The following is a 17,282-nucleotide window of genomic DNA, read 5'->3' as shown; positions in this document are numbered from 1 at the left end:
GCGCGTCGCAGCATTCTGTGGCCGTCCCGGGGCTTGGCGCGGCCACCAGCGTGGAGTATCACCCGGGCATGCCCCCGCTTCGATTTGCCATCCTGGGCGCCGGCTTCTGGGCGCGCGTCCAGCTGGCCGCGTGGCGCGAGTTGGGCGGCACCGAATGCGTCGCGGTCTACAACCGGTCGCGCGATCGCGCCACGTCGTTTGCCCGCGAGCTCGGGGTGCCCGCGGTTTACGATGACCCGGTCCGGTTGTTGGAGGAGGTGCGGCCGGATTTTGTGGACAACATCACCGAGGTTGGGGGGCACAAGCCCCTGTCGCTGCTCTGTGCGCGGCACCGAATCCCCTGCATCTGCCAAAAACCGATGGCGGCCTCGCTGCGGGATGCCCGTGCGATGGTGGCGGCCTTTGAGCGGACCGGGACGCTGTTCCTGGTCCATGAGAACTGGCGCTGGCAGGCGCCCATGCGTGCCCTGTTGGACACCTTGCGGTCGGGGATGCTGGGCCCGCCGTTTCGCGCCCGCCTTACCCTGATCTCGGGCTTCGATGTCTGGGCGAGTCAACCGGCCCTGCGGACGCTGGAACGATTCATCCTCACCGACCTGGGCGTCCACCTGCTGGATGTTGCCCGCGCCGCATTCGGCGAGGCGCGCACGGTGTATTGCCAGACGCATCGAACCCTGGCGCCGGAGGTCCGGGGAGAAAATGTGGCCACGCTGCTGCTCGCGATGGGGCCGGAGCGCACCAGCGTGATCGTGGAATTGGGATATGCGAAGGCCCCGTTGGAGCGGGAGGTGTTTCCGCAGACGCTGGCGTTCGTGGAGGGGCCGCTTGGCACGGCGGAGGTGACCGCAGACTACTGGCTGCGCGTTTCCACTCGCGAAGGGGTGCATTGCCGGCGCCACGCTCCCCCGCGGTATCCGTGGGCGGATCCCGCGTACGAGGTGGCGCAGGCCAGCCTGGTGCCATGCCTGCGAAACCTCCTGAAGGCCCTTGAGGGCGGGCCGCCTGCGGAGACGACGGGTGCGGACAATCTCCGCACCATGGAGCTCACCTTCGCCGCGTACGACTCCGCACGTCGCGATTCGGTGGTGCGGCTGGGAGGAGACCCAGGATGACGCCCTCCGCATCGCGCCGGACGGTCACGGATCGGGTGGGATCCGGATCGTTCCAGCGTCTCCTGGAGGTGGCGTCCGGACTGGAATTCCGGCCGCACCGGATCGGACATCTGCTGGACGCCCGCGGGCGCCACTCCCTGGAGCTTCCGGCAGGGTTTCCGTTCGCCGTCAGCCTGTTTCATTTCCGCGAGGGTGCGGTCACCCGGCGGCCCACCTGGCATGAGCGCCTCGAGTTGTTGATCCCGCTCGACGGGCCGATGACGGAGCGGATGGGTGACCTCGAGGCCGCTTTGGAACCCGGCGACGTGCTCGTGGTGGATCACCTGAAGCCGCATCAGGTGGCCGACAGCCCCGGGCTCGACTCGCGGGTTGTCGTTCTGTCGTTTCTCCCCGAGTGCCTGTTCTCGGCGGGGTCGCCACCGACCGACGCTGCATTCCTGATCCCGTTCCATCGCCGCATTGAGGGGCGCCCCCATGTCCTGCGCGCAAGGTCATCCCTGGCGGCGGAAGCCCATGACGCGCTGGCGCGGTTGCTGCGGTTCCATTTCGATCTGTCCCTTCCTCACCGGGAGGCCGGGTGCAAGGCGTGGCTGCTCGTGCTGCTGAATTCAATGATCCAGGAGTTCCGGGGCTCGATGCTGGAGCGGGCTGAACTGTTGCGCCGTCAGGCGCTGGCCGTGAGGCTGAAGCCGGTGCTTGACCGGGTCCGCGACCAGTATGCGGTCCGGTTCCCCCTTGGAGCGGCGGCCCGTCTCGCCGGCATGAGTCCGGCGGTGTTTTCCCGGGCGTTCAAGCGGGCGTCGGGCATGACATTCAGTCATTATGTCAACCGCGTGCGCATGACCCACGCCGTCGCATTGCTGGAGGAGACCGGGGAATCGGTGGCGGCCATCGCCTGCCGCCTCGGCTTCTGCGATCAGAGCCATTTCGACCGCCGCTTCCGCCAGACCTTCGGGCGCACCCCCTCCCAGCACCGCGCCCAGACGACCGGGCCGGCGCCTGAGTGCAGGGGCGGCAGGGCGGACGGAGTCTCCCTGGACGGGGACCCTCGCGAGCGGCGGAGGGGGCCGGTCCGTCCCAAACGTTGACTCAAATGTTCAAGGCCTTCGTCCGCGGATCCGGATAGCATTCCAGGTCAATCCTGAAGACGGTGCTGCCTTCGTCCGCCCCTGTGGCTGGCGAATTTCTGATCCATGTCGCCCGAGTCCATCATCGCCCGATACCGCATCGAGACCTGTCTCCCGCTGGAACAGGTGGCCGAAACGATCGCGGGCGAGCAATCGTCGGGGACCTTCCTGCCGGTGCCCGGAGAGACCGAGGAACTCAAGGCACGGGCGCGGGCGCGGGTGCTGCGAATCGAACCGCTGGAGAGCGTCCCGGAACCCAGCCTGCCGGGCGGATGCCGTCCGTCCGGCGGCGCCGGTCCCGCAGGTTACCGGCGGGCGGTGCTGACCCTCGAGTTCCCCATCGGCAATCTGGGTCCGAACCTGCCGACCCTCCTGGCCACCGTGTGCGGCAATCTCTACGAGCTATCGGACCATTCCGGATGCAAGCTGCTCGACCTGGAGCTGCCCCCTTCATTTGGCGCCAAGTACCCGGGGCCGGCGTTCAGCATCGCAGGCACCCGTCGTCTGGCGGGTGTGGAGGGGCGCCCGATCCTGGGCACCATCGTGAAGCCCAGCGTGGGGCTGACCGCGGACCAGACCGCGTCGCTGGTTCGTCAGTTGGGGGAGGCGGGCATTGACTTCATCAAGGACGACGAGTTGCAGGCGGACGGTCCGCAATGCCCGCTTCGGGACCGGGTGCATGCCGTGATGCGGGTCATTCGTGAACTGGCGGACCGGACGGGGCGAAAGCTGATGTATGCCTTCAACATCACCGACGATCTGGACGCGATGTTCCGACACCAGGAGGCCGTGCAGTCCGCGGGCGGCACCTGTGTGATGGTGAGCCTGCACAGCGTGGGGCTGCCGGGGCTGCTGGAATTGCGGCGGCGGACGGCGCTGCCAATCCATGGTCACCGCAATGGTTGGGGCCTGTATTCCAGGCATCCGCTCCTGGGGGTTGAGTTTCCGGCCTGGCAGAAGCTTTGGCGTCTGGTGGGAGTCGACCACCTGCACGTCAACGGGCTGCGAAACAAGTTCTGGGAGCCGGACGACTCGGTGGTCCGAAGCCTCGTGGCCTGTCGCACACCGATGTTTCGTCCGGACGACACCGCCGTACCGGTGATCAGCTCGGGGCAATGGGGCGGCCAGGCGCCGGAGACCTACCGACGTTCGGGGACCACCGACCTGATGTACCTTGCAGGCGGAGGCATCATGGCGCATCCGATGGGCCCGGCTGCTGGTCTGCGGGCGCTCCGTCAGGCCTGGGAGGCGGCGGTGCAGGGCGTGGATCTCGTTGCTCATGCGGCGGCGCACCCGGAACTGGCGGCGAGTCTCGTGGCGTTTGGGGGTCGTGGATGACCGGGGAGCGGACACACACGATCGCATGACACCGACCCGACCCACCGAAGCCGATCGTGCGGACGGCAAGGCTTCATTGTGCCTGGCCTACTACGGGGATGACTTTACCGGGTCCACCGATGTGCTCGAGGCGCTGTCGCGTGCGGGAATTTCCACTGTACTTTTCCTGCGTCCGCCAACGGCGCAGCAGCTTGCAAGGTTCCCCGGGATCCGTGCGTTCGGCGTCGCGGGGGGATCGCGAACCCTGACGCCGGAGCAAATGGAGCGGGAGCTGCCCCCGGCGTTTGAGGCCCTTCGCGCGAGCGGCGCACCCATCATCCACTACAAGGTGTGCTCAACCTTTGATTCGTCCCCGACGACGGGGTCGGTCGGTCGCGCAATCGAGCTCGGACGAAAGGTTTTCGGGGAACAGCCGACGCCCCTGGTGGTCGGAGCGCCGGTGCTCGGGCGGTATGTGGTTTTCGGCAATCTGTTCGCACGCTCGGGACTCGACACCGAGCCGTACCGGCTGGACCGCCATCCGACCATGAGCCGGCATCCGGTGACCCCGATGACGGAATCCGATTTGCGGCGGGTCCTGGCGGCGCAGACGGATTTGCCCGTGAAGCTGGTGGACGTGTTGCAGTTGGAGCAGCCCGGGGATCCCGGGTGGACGGTGGCCCCCGGGGTGCCGGCTCCGGTGGTCCTTTTTGACACCCTTCGCGAGGCGCATCTGCCCGTCATCGGCCGGGTGATTGAGGACCTTGTGCGCAACGTTCCGCTCTTTGTCGTGGGATCGAGCGGGATGGAGTATGCGCTGGTCGCGCACTGGCGACGCCGGGTTTCCGTTGCGACCGCGGACGCATGCGGCCTTGAGACCGTGGAACAGCTGGTGTGTGTCTCAGGGAGCTGCTCGCCGGTGACGGCACGACAGATCGCCGTGGCGGTGGAACAGGGATTCGTCGCATTGGATGCGGGCCCGGGTCCGCTGGCCGACGAGGGGGCGAGACGCCGGCTGCTGGAGCAGGCGCTGGCCTTGCTCGGGCAGGGGCGCAGCGTGGTGCTGCGGAGCAGCCGGGGTCCGGAGGATGCGTGCGGGAGTTCGCGGATGCCGCCCACGGACCCGGAGAAGCTTGGACTGCAACTCGGCGGGTTGCTGGAGCAGTTGCTGAAGCGGACCGGACTGCCCCGCGCGGTGGTTTGCGGTGGCGACACCTCGACCCATGTGGCCCGGGCCATGGGAGTTGAAGCGCTGGAGTATCGTGGGCCGATGGCACCTGGATCTCCGGTGTGCCGGGTTTATGCCCCGGGACGGGTGGCGCACGGACGCGAGATCGTGTTCAAGGGTGGGCAGGTCGGACACCCGTCATTTTTCGCGGACGTGCTTTGCGGAGTTCCCGGCGCCTCGTGATGGCGGCATTCTCAACAAATGTTTCCAATGACCACCCTCTCCCTCATCGGCGCCGGCGGCAAGATGGGCTGCCGGATTACCGACCATCTGCGGGATCATCCGGGTTACCGGATGCTTTACGTCGAGACGGGGACGCGCGGCCTCGAAGCTTTGAGTCAACGCGGCGTTGGGCCCACGCCACGCGGTGAGGCCCTGGCGGCGGCGGATGCCGTCATCCTCGCGGTGCCGGACCGCGTGCTCAGCGAGGTCGCCCGGGAGGTGGTGCCGCACCTGAAATCGCAATGCCTTGTCATCACCCTCGACCCCGCTGTCGCCCATGCCGGCGCGCTGCCGGCGCGCGCGGATATCAGCTACTTTGTGACCCACCCGTGCCATCCCGATGTGTTCGACCACTTCGAAACTCCCGCGGAGCGGGACGATTTCTTCGGGGGGATTCATGCGCGTCAGGCGGTCGTCTGCGCGCTGATGCAGGGTCCTGAGGCGGCCTATGCCACCGGGGAACGCATCGCGCGGGACATTTATGCGCCGGTCACCCGGGCGCACCGCGTGACCGTCGAGCAGATGGCCATCCTGGAGCCGACGATGGCCGAGACGTGCGGCATCGCGTTGGTAATGGCCCTGCGGGAGGCGTTGGAGGAGGCGGTGCGGCGGGGCGTACCCCGGGCGGCCGCCGAGGATTTCCTTTACGGTCACATCAAGGTCGAACTCGGCATCGCCTTTGGGAAGGCGCCATTTCCCTTTTCGGATGGTGCGCGGCTGATCGCCGAGTACGGACGTCACCGCCTCATGCGTCCGGACTGGAAACAAGTGTTCGAGCCGGTGAGCGTGCGCGAACAGGTGGAACGGATCGTTCGCGCCCAGCCATGAACGGTGTTCCCGCCAGTGATTCCATGCTGCGGCACGGCAGCGATGATCCGCTGCCGGAGCGGCGCGAACTTCGGGCCGGTCCGGTGTCCATGGTCTTCGAGGCGGGAGACCTGCGCACGCTGCGCCGGAACGGACGGGAGGTGCTCCGCCGGATTTATGGCGCCGTGCGGGATGCCAACTGGGGCACCGTGCCGGGGGTGATTTCGCATCTCGTCGTGGACGATTCCGGCGACGGTTTTGTCGTCGGGTACACCCAGGTCCACCAGCGGGGTCCGGTCCACTTCGCCTGGCAGGCAACGATCACCGGGGATGCCGCCGGCACCGTGCGATTTGTCCTGGACGGCGAGGCGCGGGCCACATTCCTCCGCAACCGCATCGGCCTCTGCGTCCTGCACCCCATCCGCGAATGTGCGGGAACCCCATGTCGTGCGCTCTATGGCAACGGGACCGGGCAGCAAATGCGGTTTCCCGGGATCATCGCGGCGGAGCAGCCGGTCCGGTGGCTGCACGACCTTGCCGGCCTGGCACATGAGGTGTCCCCGGGGCTGTGGGCCGAGGTGCGATTTGCCGGCGATGCCTTTGAGACCGAGGACCAGCGCAACTGGATTGACGCGAGCTTCAAGACCTATGGGACGCCCCTTCGCCTGCCGTTCCCCATGGAAATCCGCGAGGGCACGCGGGTCCGGCAGGAAGTGGTGCTGCGGTGGCATGGACCCGAGGCCCCAACGCCGGCATCGCGACCGACCATCGTCATTTCCGAAGCGCCGCGGGTCCCGGTCCTCAGGGTGCGGCGTCCGCCGGCGCCCCTCAGGCTGCCGCGGATTGGCCTGGGTGCGGCAACCCACGGGCGGATACTGACGGAGGAACAGGCGCGACGATTGCAGTTCCTGCATCCGGCCCACCTGCGGGTGGACCTGCGGGTTTGGGAGCGCAGGTGGCAGGATCGTCTGTTTCTCGTTGCGAGCGAGGCGGCAGACCTCGGGGCCCAACTGGAGGTGGTGCTGCACCTCAACGAGAACCCCGGGCAGGACCTGAGGTCTGTCGCCGCGCATCTGGGGGGATTTCGGGACGTCATTGCACGATTGCTGGTGCTGCATCGCGGGCGGCGGTCCACCACGCCGACGGCGCTGGCGGCGGCCCGCCGACATCTGGGAAAGGCCCTGCCGGACGTCCCGCTCGGGGCGGGCACCGATGGCGACCTGTACCAGATCAATCTTTCCCGCCCGCCTGCCGATGCCGATTTCATCTGCTGGTCCATGAACCCCCAGGTGCATGCCGCCGACACCTCAAGTGTTGCCGAAACCCCGCCGGCAGCGGGCCAACAGGTGTCCAGTGTGGCGGCGTATTTTCCCGGGCGACCCCTGTACGTGTCCCCGGTGAGCCTGCGCCCGCGAGGTAATCCGAACGCGACCGGACCAGAAGCCCCGCAGGCTGCCGGGGAGCTGCCATCCGCGGTGGATCCGCGGCAACTCTCCCTGTTCGGCGCGGCCTGGACCCTCGCGATGGTGAAGGCGCTGGCAGAGGCCGGCGCGGCCGGAGCCACTTTCTACGAGACGACGGGCTGGCAGGGCGTCCTGGAGACCAGCGCCGGCTCTCCGTTGCCGGCGCGATTTCCGTCGGGTGCTGGTGGGGTGTTTCCGCTGTTCCACGTGCTGGCGGATCTCGGTGCGTGCGTGGATGGCCGGGTGCTGGAGGTGTGCGGTGACCCCGGGGAGGGGCTTGCGGCGTTGGCCGTGGCCACCGGGGAGCGCACCGCCGTATGGGTGGCCAACCTCGGCCGGGAAACCCGGCAGCTGAAACTTGATGGAATTTCCGGTGGCGGCATGTGGCGTCGTCTTGACGCATCCACGGTCCGGAGCGCGGTGAACGCGCCGGAACCCTTTCGTCAGGCCCCGGGTGAACGCTGGACGCCGGGGATGCCGGTCGGGCTGCCGCCGTTCGCAACGCTCCGTCTGTTGCTGGATCCCGGGACAATCCTCCCCGACGCCCCGGCGCAGGCCGCGTGATGAGGTTGAACGCGTGCCCGTCTGGATCAAACATTGCGCCTTCAATCCCCTGCCAGTTTCTGAACGAGCCGACGCCACGAATCACCGATCGCCCATGAAATCCTCATCCCATCCGGCGTTGCTCGCGCGGCGACGTTTCCTCCCTGCGGTCCTCGGCCTGTGGATGGCCGTACTTTCGACCGGCTGTGGTCGAGACGAGCCCTCCGAAGGAGCCACGGCAACGGGAACCGCCGAACGCCTCACCGTCGGCATCGCGTTTGAGACGCTGCAGACGGAGTACTGGGTGGCCGGCTACGAGGCCTTGAAGTCCGAATGCGCCCGGCGCGGCTTCAAAGTGCTGGAGGCGGTTGCCGATGGTGATGCCAACCGGCAGCTGGAGCAGGTGAAGAACTTCATCACGCGGCGCGTGGACGGCATCATTCTCGTCCCCAAGGACGCCAAGACCTGCCTGCCGGCCATCCGGGCGGCCAATGCAGCGGGCATTCCGATCGTGCTTTTCAACCGGCCCGCAGCCCAAAGCGATGCGACGTCAGTGGCGGTGGTCGCCGACAACCCGGGTCTCGCGCGGGCCACCGTGGACTACATGATCGGCGAGGCCCGCAAGACGGGACGGAAGCACCAGGCGATGATCCTCATGGGCGACCTGGGCGACATCAATGCCATCGGACGGCGGGACGGCTTCGATGCCGCAGTGGCCGCGGCACCGGACGTGATCGAGGTCGTGTCAAGGATCCCGACGGAGTGGAACCAGGAAAAGGCCCAGGCCGGGGTGGTGAACGGTCTGCAGGCCAACCCGGGCATCCGATTCATCTTTTCCAGTTCCGACTTCCTGTTCCCGAGCATCGTCAGCGCGCTCAAGGCTGCGGGCAAATACCACCGGATCGGCGATCCCGGCCATGTGATCCTCGGCGGCATTGATGGCGATGCGACGGCGTGGCAGATGCTGCAGGACGGCTATCTCGACGCGACGGGCGTCCAGGATGTCTATTTCGAGGCGGCGCAGAGCGTGGAGGCCCTGGTGGCCCTGCGGGAAGGGCGGGACGTTGCCAGCGTCATCCTGGATCCGGGATTTGTGATTCACCAGGGCAACTTCAGGGAGATGGCGGAGAAGACCTGGGGCGCGAACGTCGGGAAGTGAGCGCCATGGGTTCACCGGCTCTGACGGGGCTCCACGACCGGCTGGGGGCCGCCGCCTCCCGTGCGGGCCGATCCGGCTTTCTGATCCTTGGGCTCAGCATCCTGCTCTTTCTCGCGCTTGCTCCGTTCACTCCGGCTCTCGCGTCGAAGGGCAATGCGCTCAACCTCGTGGGCAACCTGGTGCCGTTGTTCGTTGTGGCGACCGGACTCACCGTGGTGCTGATCAGCGGGGGCATGGACCTGTCCCTGACGTCCATCATCGCGCTGACCTCCGTGGTCGGGGCGATGGTGATGAACGGCGACACCGGCTGGCTGGCGGGCAGCCCGCTGGCGGCGCCGACCGCTGTTGCGGTCATGCTGCTCCTGGGAGCCGCGGCGGGCCTGATCAACGGCGTGGCGGTCGCGCTGCTGCGCATGCCTGCATTCATCGTGACGCTCACCACGATGATGTTCTTTTCCGGCCTGGCCATCTGGATCAGCCAGTCGAAGCCTGTGGACCGGCTCCCCGACGGGTTCATTGCGCTGGGATCCCGGCCCGGCATCGCCGTGGGAATCGCCGCCGTGCTCGGGGGATGGGCCCACCTGATGCTCACGCGGTCGTTGTTTGGACGATGGCTGCACGCGGTGGGACAAAATCCGCGCACCGCCCGGGTGTCGGGAGTGCCGGTGGCGGGTGTCCTGATCGCCGCGTACGTGGTCAGCGGCGTTTTTGCCGCCGCGGCCTCGGTGCTGTACACGGCCCGGCTGGAGACCGGCTCGCCGGTGCATGGCCAGCGGTTGTTGCTGGATGTGCTCGGGGCCACGGTGATCGGGGGCACCAGTCTGTTTGGCGGACGGGGCAGGGTGGCGTGGACGCTGTGCGGCGTGCTGTTCCTGACACTGCTCGACAACGCGCTCAATCTGCTCGGTCTCTCGCACTTCACGATCATGATGGTCAAGGGGGGCGTGATCCTGCTGGCCGCACTTCTGGATGGGTGGCGATCCCGCATGCTTTACGGCTCATGAACCCGCCGGCCGAAAGGACTGCCGCCGGACCGGATCCCGGTTCGCCGACGCCCGTGGTTGCGTTCCGCGGGATCTGCAAGGCCTTCTTCGGGGTGCCCGTGCTCAGGAACGTGAGCTTTGAAGTCCAGGCCGGCCGCATCACGGGACTGGTCGGGGAGAACGGGGCCGGCAAGTCCACGCTCATGAACCTGCTGGGCGGCGACCTGCGGGCCGATGCCGGCACCCTGCTGCTCCGCGGCCGGACTCATGCCCCGCGGTCGCCACGCGAGGCCCGGGAAGCCGGCATTGGCTTCGTGCACCAGGAGTTGAACCTGTTCCCCAACCTCACGATCGCGGAGAATCTCTTCCTCACCGGGTTTCCCACGGAGGGGCCCTTCATCCGCCGCGCGAGCCTCCGCAACGATGCCCGTTCGCTGTTGCAACGCGTGGGCCTTGACCTGCCCCCGGAAACTTTGGTGGGCCGCTTGTCCGCGGGCGAGGGGCAGTTGGTGGAGGTCGCTCACGCCCTGTCCCTGGACGCGCAACTCATCCTGCTTGATGAGCCGACCTCCTCGCTGAGCCTTCGCGAGAGCGAACGGTTGTTCACGTTGATGCGCCAGCTTCGAGACGAGGGACGGGCGGTCCTCTTCATTTCCCACACCCTTGGCGATGTGTTGCGCGAATGCGACGACCTGGTGGTGCTGCGCGATGGGGAGGTGGTGGGTCAGGGGCCGGTCGCGGCCTGGGATGCCGGCCGGTTGGTGTCCCTCATGGTGGGTCGGGAACTGAAACAGCTGTTCCCGGTGCGCGACGCGAAGGCCCGGACCCGTGCCGGAATCGCTTCCCCGCCGCTGCTGGAGGTGCGCGGGCTGCATCAGGACGGCATGGTTCGCGATCTGTCCTTCACGCTCCACCGCGGCGAGATCCTGGGGGTTGCAGGGATGATGGGCGCCGGGCGGACCGAGATGGTCCGCATCCTCTTCGGGCTCGACCCCTGCGCGCGGGGCGGGGTGTTCGTGGAAGGGGTGCCGGTGACCGGCGGCCCGCGGCAGCGCATCCGGCAGGGGCTGGCCCTGTTGACCGACAGCCGCCGCGAGGACGGCCTGTGTCTTGATGCGACGGTTGCCGAAAACATGGCGCTGGTGACACTGGCCCGCCATGCCCGTACCCCGTTGCGGTTGCTGGCCCTCGCGGGGTTGCGCCGGGCCCTGGCCGCCATCCGGGAGGCCGTCCGGCTGCAATCCACGCTCTCCATGGATCAACCGGTGCGGACCCTCAGCGGCGGCAACCAGCAGAAGGTGGTCCTCGCCAAGTGGCTTCTGGCCGGACCCCGGGCGCTGATCCTTGACGAGCCGACCCGCGGCATTGACGTGGGCGCGCGCTTCGAGATCTACCAGCTCATTCATGAGCTGGCCGATCGTGGCGCCGGGGTGCTGGTGGTTTCGTCGGAGATTGAGGAGCTGACGGGACTGTGCGAACGCATCCTGGTGATGCGCCGCGGCACAATCACCGAAGACCTCCCGCGCCAGGATTTCGACCGTGAGCGCATCCTGCGCGCGGCCCTCCCGACATGAGTCCGGTGGTTCCAGCCCCAGGGAACCGGTCCGCCGCTGCGCGGCAGCGAATTATCGAGGCCGCCCTGAACCACGTGACGCTCGTGCTGCTGGTTCTGGTGCTGATGACCTTCGGGATGCTGTCCCCGCGATTCCTCACCGGGGCCAACCTCACCAACCTGCTCGTCCAGGCGTCGTCCACGGCGATTGTCGGCATCGGCATGACATTTGTCCTGCTGACCGCCGGCGTGGACCTGTCGGTCGGGGCGATCATGTTTGTGGCGGCGGCGGTCGCCGGAAAGCTGCTTCTGGCCGGGATGTCCCTTCCGGTCGCCCTGGCGGCCATTGTGCTGATCGGAGTGGTTTACGGAATGGTCAACGCCTTCCTGATCACCCGGCTCGGCATGCTGGCCTTCATTGCCACCCTGGGGACCTTGTATCTTGGCCGTGGACTTGGGCTTTGGATTACGCAGACGCGGGCAATGAACCTACCGGACGGCTTCCTGGCATTGGGGGCTTCGCGGTGGCTTGGGGTGCCGCTGCCGCTCTGGGTGTTTGGCGCCGTGCTGGTGTCCGCGCACGTCACGCTGACGCGCACCCCGTACGGACGACAGTTGTACGCGGTCGGTCATCAGGCGGCTGCAGCGCGGAAAGCAGGTCTAAATACCCGCCGCCTGCGTGCATCCGTGTATGTCATCAGCGGGCTGTGCGCGGCGCTTGGGGGCATTCTGTCCCTTGCGCAACTGGGCGCGGTATCGCCCTCGTTTGGAACGTATCGCGAGTTTGGGGCCATCGCTGCGGCGGTGCTGGGCGGCACCAGCCTGTTTGGCGGCCGTGGCGCCGTTTTTCCCGGTACCGTGCTCGGCGCGGTCCTGATCCAGAGCATCGAGAACGGCCTCGTCATCCTCAATGCGGATCCCTACCTGTATCCCCTGGTGTCGAGCGCGATCATCTTTGTCGCCGTGCTGGCCGATGCGACACGCAACCGCTGGTTGGAGCGGCTGGGACGCCGCCGCATCTACGCGGTGCCCGGGTGAGGTGATTGCTGGATGTCCCACCAGCCTGGACACCCGCCGTGCCGGGGTGAACAACGACCGGACCGATGCCCTCGAACTGGCCACGCGTCTGGATCGCTACCGCGCCGGTAATGACAAGGCGCTGTCCATCGTTCACGTCCCGACCGAGGCGGAGGAGCAGAAGCGGGCGCGCAAACGTCAGCGCCAGCAACTGCGCGAACAACGATTGAGCCTGGCCGCCCAAGGACGCTGCCTGATGCTGCTGAATGGACGACGCGAAACCAACCACTGGTGGAAGTCCGGGCGGTGGGAGGTCCTGAAGGCGACCCTGGAACCCTGGCTGGTCGAACGTCTGGAAGTTTTTCATCCGCTGATCCTGGCGATGGATCAGGCCGTGCGCGCCTCCGGGGAAGGCCACGCGGATCTGAGCATCACCACCTCGGGCAATCGGCGTTTGCGGACCGAACGGGTGGAGCTGGCGTGGCGGATCCTGCTCTTCCAGCCGCGCTACTATCTGGTCCGCAAATGGCATCCCGTGCTGCTCAATCCCAAGGCCCACGCCCGGGCGCGGAAGCGGGCCATCGTGGCCTTCGCCCGACAACTGCTGGTGTGTCAATCTTTGAACCTGTCACTTTACCCCGCCCACCTTCCGAAATCGCTGGGGCTGCCGGGGGTGCTGGTGGTGCTCATGGTCGGCTTCTCCGCGTGAATGGACGGCCCAAGGTTGAGTTTTCGCCCGGAGCCGGGCCGCTGCTCCGGGCGGAAATGGATCATGGCGCGTCAGACGCGGGGCGCGCGCTCAGGGCGAGCGGAAGCGATAGACGCGCGCGGGGCCGTCCGCCGGGGCGGGGTCGCGGAACGCCGCCTGGCCGCCGGCCAGGGTGAGAGTTGCGAGGACGGTCCAAGCCGGGCCGTCCAGGTCCGGCGCGGCTTCCACCACGACGACCAGGTCCGGCGTCCCGGTGAGGGTGCAGCCGAAGCGCCCGTCCTTGATCCCGAAAGTGGCGTCGAAGGCCACGCGCGGATCCCAGAGCACGACGGGCCGGCCGGCGAATTCCTCCCGCCAGCCGGTGGTGCCGGCGCGGTGGTACACCGTCGGACCCCACTCGTAGGGCTGGAGCACCAGCGCCTGCGCCCCGGCCGCGGGCGCGTTGCCCTCGAAGTAGATGCTCTCCAGCATCGGCAGCGGCCAGACACCGCCGAAGTAGGGATCGAACACGCCGACGCCGAGGGTGCGGACGCTGGCGGGGATGGTGATGCGGCGCAGGTCACGGCAGCGGCTGAAGGCCGAGTCCGAGATGGTCCGGAGCGTGTCGGGCAGGTGGACGTCCGCGAGCTCCAGGCAGTCGGAGAAGGCCCCGTTCGGGATCACCGTGATGCCGCGGCCGATGCGGATGCTGAACAGCCGCGCACAGTTCTGGAAGACGCCGCTCCCCAGGAAGGTCACGGTGTCGGGGATCACGAGCGTGCGCAGGTGCGCCGCGCCGGAGAACGCGGTGTCCTCGAGGCGCCGGACGCTGGCCGGGATCTCGTAATCCCCCGGCCGCCCGGCGGGATAGGTACGGAGCGCGCTCAGGCTCTTGTTGTAGAGCACGCCGTCCACGCTGGCGAAGGCGGGATTGGCCGCGTCCACCGTGATGGCGGCGAGGCTGGTGCAGTCCCTGAACGCGGAGGTCTGCAGCGTGGTGACGCTGGCGGGGATAGCCGCCGCCGTGAGCTTCAGGCACCGCGCGAAGGCCGCGGCGCCGATCGTCCGCACGCCTTCGGGGATCGTCACCGACACCAGTTCGGCGCAGTTGCTGAAGGTCTCCGCCTCAATGGCCGTGACGCCGTCCGCGATGACCAGGTTGGTGACGCCGCTGAAACCGAAGGCCTGCGAGCCGATGCTCGTGAGGCCGGCCGGGAGCGCGACGTTCGCCAGGTTGGTGCAGAACCAGAAGGCGCCGTTGGGAATGGCCCGGACCCCGGCGGGGATCGTGAGTTCCGTGAGCGCCCCGCAGCGGGCAAACACCTGACGGCCCAGCGTGGTCACGCTGTCGGGAATGACGACGCCGGTCAGCTTGGCGCAGCCGCTGAAGGCGCCCTCGGGCAGGCTGGTGATGCTGTCGGGAATCACGAAGATCCCCGTCTTGCCGCCCGGGCATTGGAGCAGCGCGGTCCTGTCCTTGTTGAACAGCACGCCTTCGACGCTGGCGTAATGGCCGTTCAGCGGGTCCACCTCGATGGCCTCGACGCCCAGGCAGCCGGCAAAGGCGCCGCCGCCGATGCTCGTCACGCTGGCGGGGATCTGGATTTGCGTCAGCGCGGCACAGCCGGAGAACGCCCGCGCGCCGATCTGCGTGAGGCCGGCCGGGAGGCTGGCGACGGCGAGCTTCGCGCAGTCCTGGAAGGCGTCCTGGCCGATGCGGGTGACGCTGTCCGGGTAATGGACCGCGAGCAGGTTCCGGCAGCCGATGAAGGCGCCGTCGGGGATGATCTGGATCGGTCCGAGGAAGGTGACGTTGGTGAGGCGCTGGTAGCTGTTGAACTCGGCCACGCCGAGGTTCGTGATGGCGGGCGGAAACGTGATGCTGTGCGTCCAGTACTGGGCCGGCGCGAATTGGAAGGCCCCGGCGGCCACCCGCGCGACGGGCCAGCCGTTGAGTGATTCGGGGACGATGAGGTTGGTGTCCCCTCCGTGGTAGCGGGTGATGGTGATGGTGCCGTTGTTCGTCGTGTGCGCCCATTGGGCCGCGGCGGGTAGGGCGGCGGAGGCGAGCAGCAGCAACATCAGGACAACGGACCGGCGACGGCCGGCGGTGGTGGCGGCGAGGTGTTTCATGGTTTGGTTCTCCCCGGCCCGTGGCGGGCCGTTCATCCCCCCAGCGCGACGTTTCGGGGCGGATGGGGCCAAGAAATTTTCCGGTGCTTGAAGGCGGGGCAGGGCGCGCGGATGAAGCCTCAAGCGCAAAGCGCAAAGCTCAAGAAAAGCCCCAGATTTCAGGCTTCTAGGCAGGTTGCGGAACCATGGACTGCGGGAGGCCATGCGAAGCGACGCGCGGTGGTGGCATGCATTGGCCGCGGGCGAGGTGGCGGGGCGCCGTGCTCCGCACCGGCGCGTCGGCATTTCGGGCGGCGCTCCAAAGTGACCACGGTTGACGCCACCGCTTTCGGCGGCTGGACGCGCGTTGGAACTCCGGAAACGCTCCTTCAGGCCGGGCCCAGGCGGCGTGGCGCTTCTCTTCCCGCCGCGCTCCAAGACGCTGGCGCGTGTGCTTTTGGAGTGCGCCAGCCCTCTGGCGCTTTCGGCGGCGAGGTGGCTCCTTGCCCTCCGCTGCCTCCCGGCGGAAAAAGCGGCGGAGGACCGCCGCACTCCACGGTGTCCTCCCGCCTCACGGCGGCTCGCCGCCCGCCCACATCTCCCGCCGGAGCGCCTCGTATTCCGGCCCGCCGCCGGCCGCGGCCCAGGCGGCATCCGGCCGCGCTGGCGGGCGCGTTCGATGATGATGCGCCGCATCGCCTCGGCCGCCGCGGCGAAGAACTGGCGCCGGCCCGCCCACGGAGGGTTTTCGCCGGCCAGCCGCAGCCACGCCTCATGCACCAGCGCCGTGGGCTGGAGGGTGTGGTCGGCGGGCTCCTGCGCCATCTTCGCCGCCGCCAGCTTGCGAAGTTCCTCGTAAACCAGCGGGAGCAACTGGTCGGCGGCCCGGGGATCACCCGCGTCCAGATCGCTGAGGAGCTGGGTGACGTCGGGCATGGCCTGGACGATGGGCCTTGTCCGCCAAGCACCAGCAGGCGGGGCGGGACGGCTGGGTTGGCAACGGGCCATGGACGTGACAGCCTGCACCGCGTGCATCACGAGCAGGCGGATGAATGGCAGGAGTGGTTCCGGTTGGAACCGCTGGAGCGCTGGCGTGAGAGCATGAAGTTGTGGACGCAGTATCTTGCCCAAGGAGGCAACCTTGATCCCGAACCCGATTCACAGAGTCCTTTCGACTTTCCGGAATTGCGGGGTGCGCGCCCTGTTGATGGGCGGGCAGGCCTGCGTGTTCTACGGCGCGGCGGAGTTTAGCCGGGACACGGATTTCGCCATCCTCGGGGACGCGGCCAATCTGGATCGTCTGAACGCGGCCCTGCGCGAACTGCGGGCCTCGGTGATCGCCGTGCCGCCGCTTTCCCTGGAACATCTGCAGCGCGGACATGCCGTTCACTTTCGATGCCAGAACCCGGAAGCCGTCGGCCTGCGGGTGGACGTGATGTCGAAGATGCGGGGCGTCGCGGAGTTTGCCGAACTCTGGGAGGGCCGCACCACGTTGCAGGGCACCGACGGCACGATATACGAGTTGATGTCGCTGCCCGATCTGGTCCAGTCCAAGAAGACGCAGCGCGACAAGGACTGGCCGATGATCCGCCGGCTGATTGAGGCGGATCGCGTCGCCTGCCGGGGGACGCCATCCCCGGAACAGGTCCGGTTCTGGTTGCGGGAAGCCCGGACGCCGGACCTGCTCGTTGAGTTGGCGCGCCAGTTTCCTCGCGAGGCCGCGGCCATGTCTGCCGGATCGCGACCGTTGTTGTCCTCGGCCTTGCAGGGCGACGAAGCCGGCATCGAGACCGGCTTGTTGGAGGAGGAGCGTGTCGAGCGGGCCGCCGATCGCGCGTACTGGGCTCCTTTGAAGAGCGAATTGGAACGTATGCGGCACGCGTGAACACGGTGGCTCTCCTTCAACTTCCTCAGCCCTTTCGATTCACGGAGTCTTTAAACCTGTCACTTTA

General features: G+C 67.8%; 13 protein-coding genes. 12 read left to right on the top strand and 1 reads right to left on the bottom strand.

The genetic code is table 11. From position 1 onward, the window contains the following. The first annotated feature begins 68 nt into the window (after positions 1–68). From KF791_12610 to KF791_12560, 11 genes are all read left to right on the top strand, one after another. Positions 69–1,112 carry a Gfo/Idh/MocA family oxidoreductase gene (locus KF791_12610; protein ID MBX3733424.1) on the top strand — a complete coding sequence of 348 codons (1,044 nt, stop codon included), beginning with the start codon at positions 69–71 and terminating at the stop codon, positions 1,110–1,112. After that, entirely contained in the window at positions 1,109–2,200 is a 1,092-nt protein-coding gene (locus KF791_12605) for a helix-turn-helix domain-containing protein (protein MBX3733423.1), read from the top strand. The genes KF791_12610 and KF791_12605 overlap by 4 nt, the downstream gene beginning before the upstream one ends. Before the next feature lie 105 nt (positions 2,201–2,305). Further along, positions 2,306–3,577 carry a ribulose-bisphosphate carboxylase large subunit family protein gene (locus KF791_12600; protein ID MBX3733422.1) on the top strand — a complete coding sequence of 424 codons (1,272 nt, stop codon included), beginning with the start codon at positions 2,306–2,308 and terminating at the stop codon, positions 3,575–3,577. Between the two features lie 25 nt (positions 3,578–3,602). Beyond that, positions 3,603–4,967 carry a four-carbon acid sugar kinase family protein gene (locus KF791_12595; GenBank protein MBX3733421.1) on the top strand — a complete coding sequence of 455 codons (1,365 nt, stop codon included), beginning with the start codon at positions 3,603–3,605 and terminating at the stop codon, positions 4,965–4,967. A 27-nt stretch (positions 4,968–4,994) separates the two neighbouring features. Continuing rightward, complete coding sequence (locus KF791_12590) at positions 4,995–5,834, top strand: semialdehyde dehydrogenase (GenBank protein ID MBX3733420.1); 840 nt, start codon at positions 4,995–4,997, stop codon at positions 5,832–5,834. Continuing rightward, positions 5,831–7,840 (top strand): hypothetical protein, encoded by a 2,010-nt coding sequence (locus KF791_12585; GenBank protein ID MBX3733419.1) that lies wholly within the window; start codon positions 5,831–5,833, stop codon positions 7,838–7,840. Before KF791_12590 ends, KF791_12585 begins: the two co-directional genes overlap by 4 nt. Positions 7,841–7,934: 94 nt before the next feature. After that, complete coding sequence (locus KF791_12580; GenBank protein MBX3733418.1) at positions 7,935–8,978, top strand: sugar ABC transporter substrate-binding protein; 1,044 nt, start codon at positions 7,935–7,937, stop codon at positions 8,976–8,978. A 5-nt stretch (positions 8,979–8,983) separates the two neighbouring features. Further along, on the top strand, positions 8,984–9,982 hold the full coding sequence (locus KF791_12575) for an ABC transporter permease (GenBank protein ID MBX3733417.1): 999 nt from the start codon (positions 8,984–8,986) through the stop codon (positions 9,980–9,982). Continuing rightward, positions 9,979–11,535 (top strand): sugar ABC transporter ATP-binding protein, encoded by a 1,557-nt coding sequence (locus KF791_12570; protein ID MBX3733416.1) that lies wholly within the window; start codon positions 9,979–9,981, stop codon positions 11,533–11,535. Before KF791_12575 ends, KF791_12570 begins: the two co-directional genes overlap by 4 nt. Continuing rightward, positions 11,532–12,551: an ABC transporter permease gene (locus KF791_12565; GenBank protein MBX3733415.1), complete on the top strand. Its 1,020-nt coding sequence runs from the start codon at positions 11,532–11,534 to the stop codon at positions 12,549–12,551. Before KF791_12570 ends, KF791_12565 begins: the two co-directional genes overlap by 4 nt. A gap of 1 nt (position 12,552) precedes the next feature. Next, positions 12,553–13,239, top strand: a complete 687-nt coding sequence (locus KF791_12560; GenBank protein MBX3733414.1) for a hypothetical protein — start codon at positions 12,553–12,555, stop codon at positions 13,237–13,239. 90 nt (positions 13,240–13,329) lie between these two features. Here the strand turns inward: KF791_12560 and KF791_12555 are convergent, their stop codons facing one another. Then, positions 13,330–16,266, bottom strand: coding sequence for a leucine-rich repeat protein (locus KF791_12555; protein ID MBX3733413.1), 2,937 nt, complete (start codon positions 16,264–16,266; stop codon positions 13,330–13,332). Between the two features lie 256 nt (positions 16,267–16,522). On the opposite strand from KF791_12555, the gene KF791_12550 reads away from it, so the two are divergent. Further along, the gene (locus KF791_12550; protein ID MBX3733412.1) at positions 16,523–17,215 is read left to right on the top strand and encodes a hypothetical protein; all 693 of its coding nucleotides are present in this window, start codon (positions 16,523–16,525) and stop codon (positions 17,213–17,215) included. Positions 17,216–17,282: the final 67 nt, after the last annotated feature.

Source organism: Verrucomicrobiia bacterium (assembly GCA_019634635.1).
Taxonomy (GTDB): domain Bacteria; phylum Verrucomicrobiota; class Verrucomicrobiia; order Limisphaerales; family UBA9464; genus UBA9464.
The sequence above is the reverse complement of the archived record's forward strand: the minus strand, read 5'-3'. Positions and strand labels throughout refer to the sequence as shown.

What these genes read in the sequence shown, in the direction of transcription:
- KF791_12610 (MBX3733424.1), top strand. Translation starts at nt 69, where the DNA reads ATGCCCCCGCTTCGATTTGCCATCCTGGGCGCCGGCTTCTGGGCGCGC.
- KF791_12605 (MBX3733423.1), top strand. Translation starts at nt 1,109, where the DNA reads ATGACGCCCTCCGCATCGCGCCGGACGGTCACGGATCGGGTGGGATCC.
- KF791_12600 (MBX3733422.1), top strand. Translation starts at nt 2,306, where the DNA reads ATGTCGCCCGAGTCCATCATCGCCCGATACCGCATCGAGACCTGTCTC.
- KF791_12595 (MBX3733421.1), top strand. Translation starts at nt 3,603, where the DNA reads ATGACACCGACCCGACCCACCGAAGCCGATCGTGCGGACGGCAAGGCT.
- KF791_12590 (MBX3733420.1), top strand. Translation starts at nt 4,995, where the DNA reads ATGACCACCCTCTCCCTCATCGGCGCCGGCGGCAAGATGGGCTGCCGG.
- KF791_12585 (MBX3733419.1), top strand. Translation starts at nt 5,831, where the DNA reads ATGAACGGTGTTCCCGCCAGTGATTCCATGCTGCGGCACGGCAGCGAT.
- KF791_12580 (MBX3733418.1), top strand. Translation starts at nt 7,935, where the DNA reads ATGAAATCCTCATCCCATCCGGCGTTGCTCGCGCGGCGACGTTTCCTC.
- KF791_12575 (MBX3733417.1), top strand. Translation starts at nt 8,984, where the DNA reads ATGGGTTCACCGGCTCTGACGGGGCTCCACGACCGGCTGGGGGCCGCC.
- KF791_12570 (MBX3733416.1), top strand. Translation starts at nt 9,979, where the DNA reads ATGAACCCGCCGGCCGAAAGGACTGCCGCCGGACCGGATCCCGGTTCG.
- KF791_12565 (MBX3733415.1), top strand. Translation starts at nt 11,532, where the DNA reads ATGAGTCCGGTGGTTCCAGCCCCAGGGAACCGGTCCGCCGCTGCGCGG.
- KF791_12555 (MBX3733413.1), bottom strand. Translation starts at nt 16,266, where the DNA reads ATGCCCGACGTCACCCAGCTCCTCAGCGATCTGGACGCGGGTGATCCC.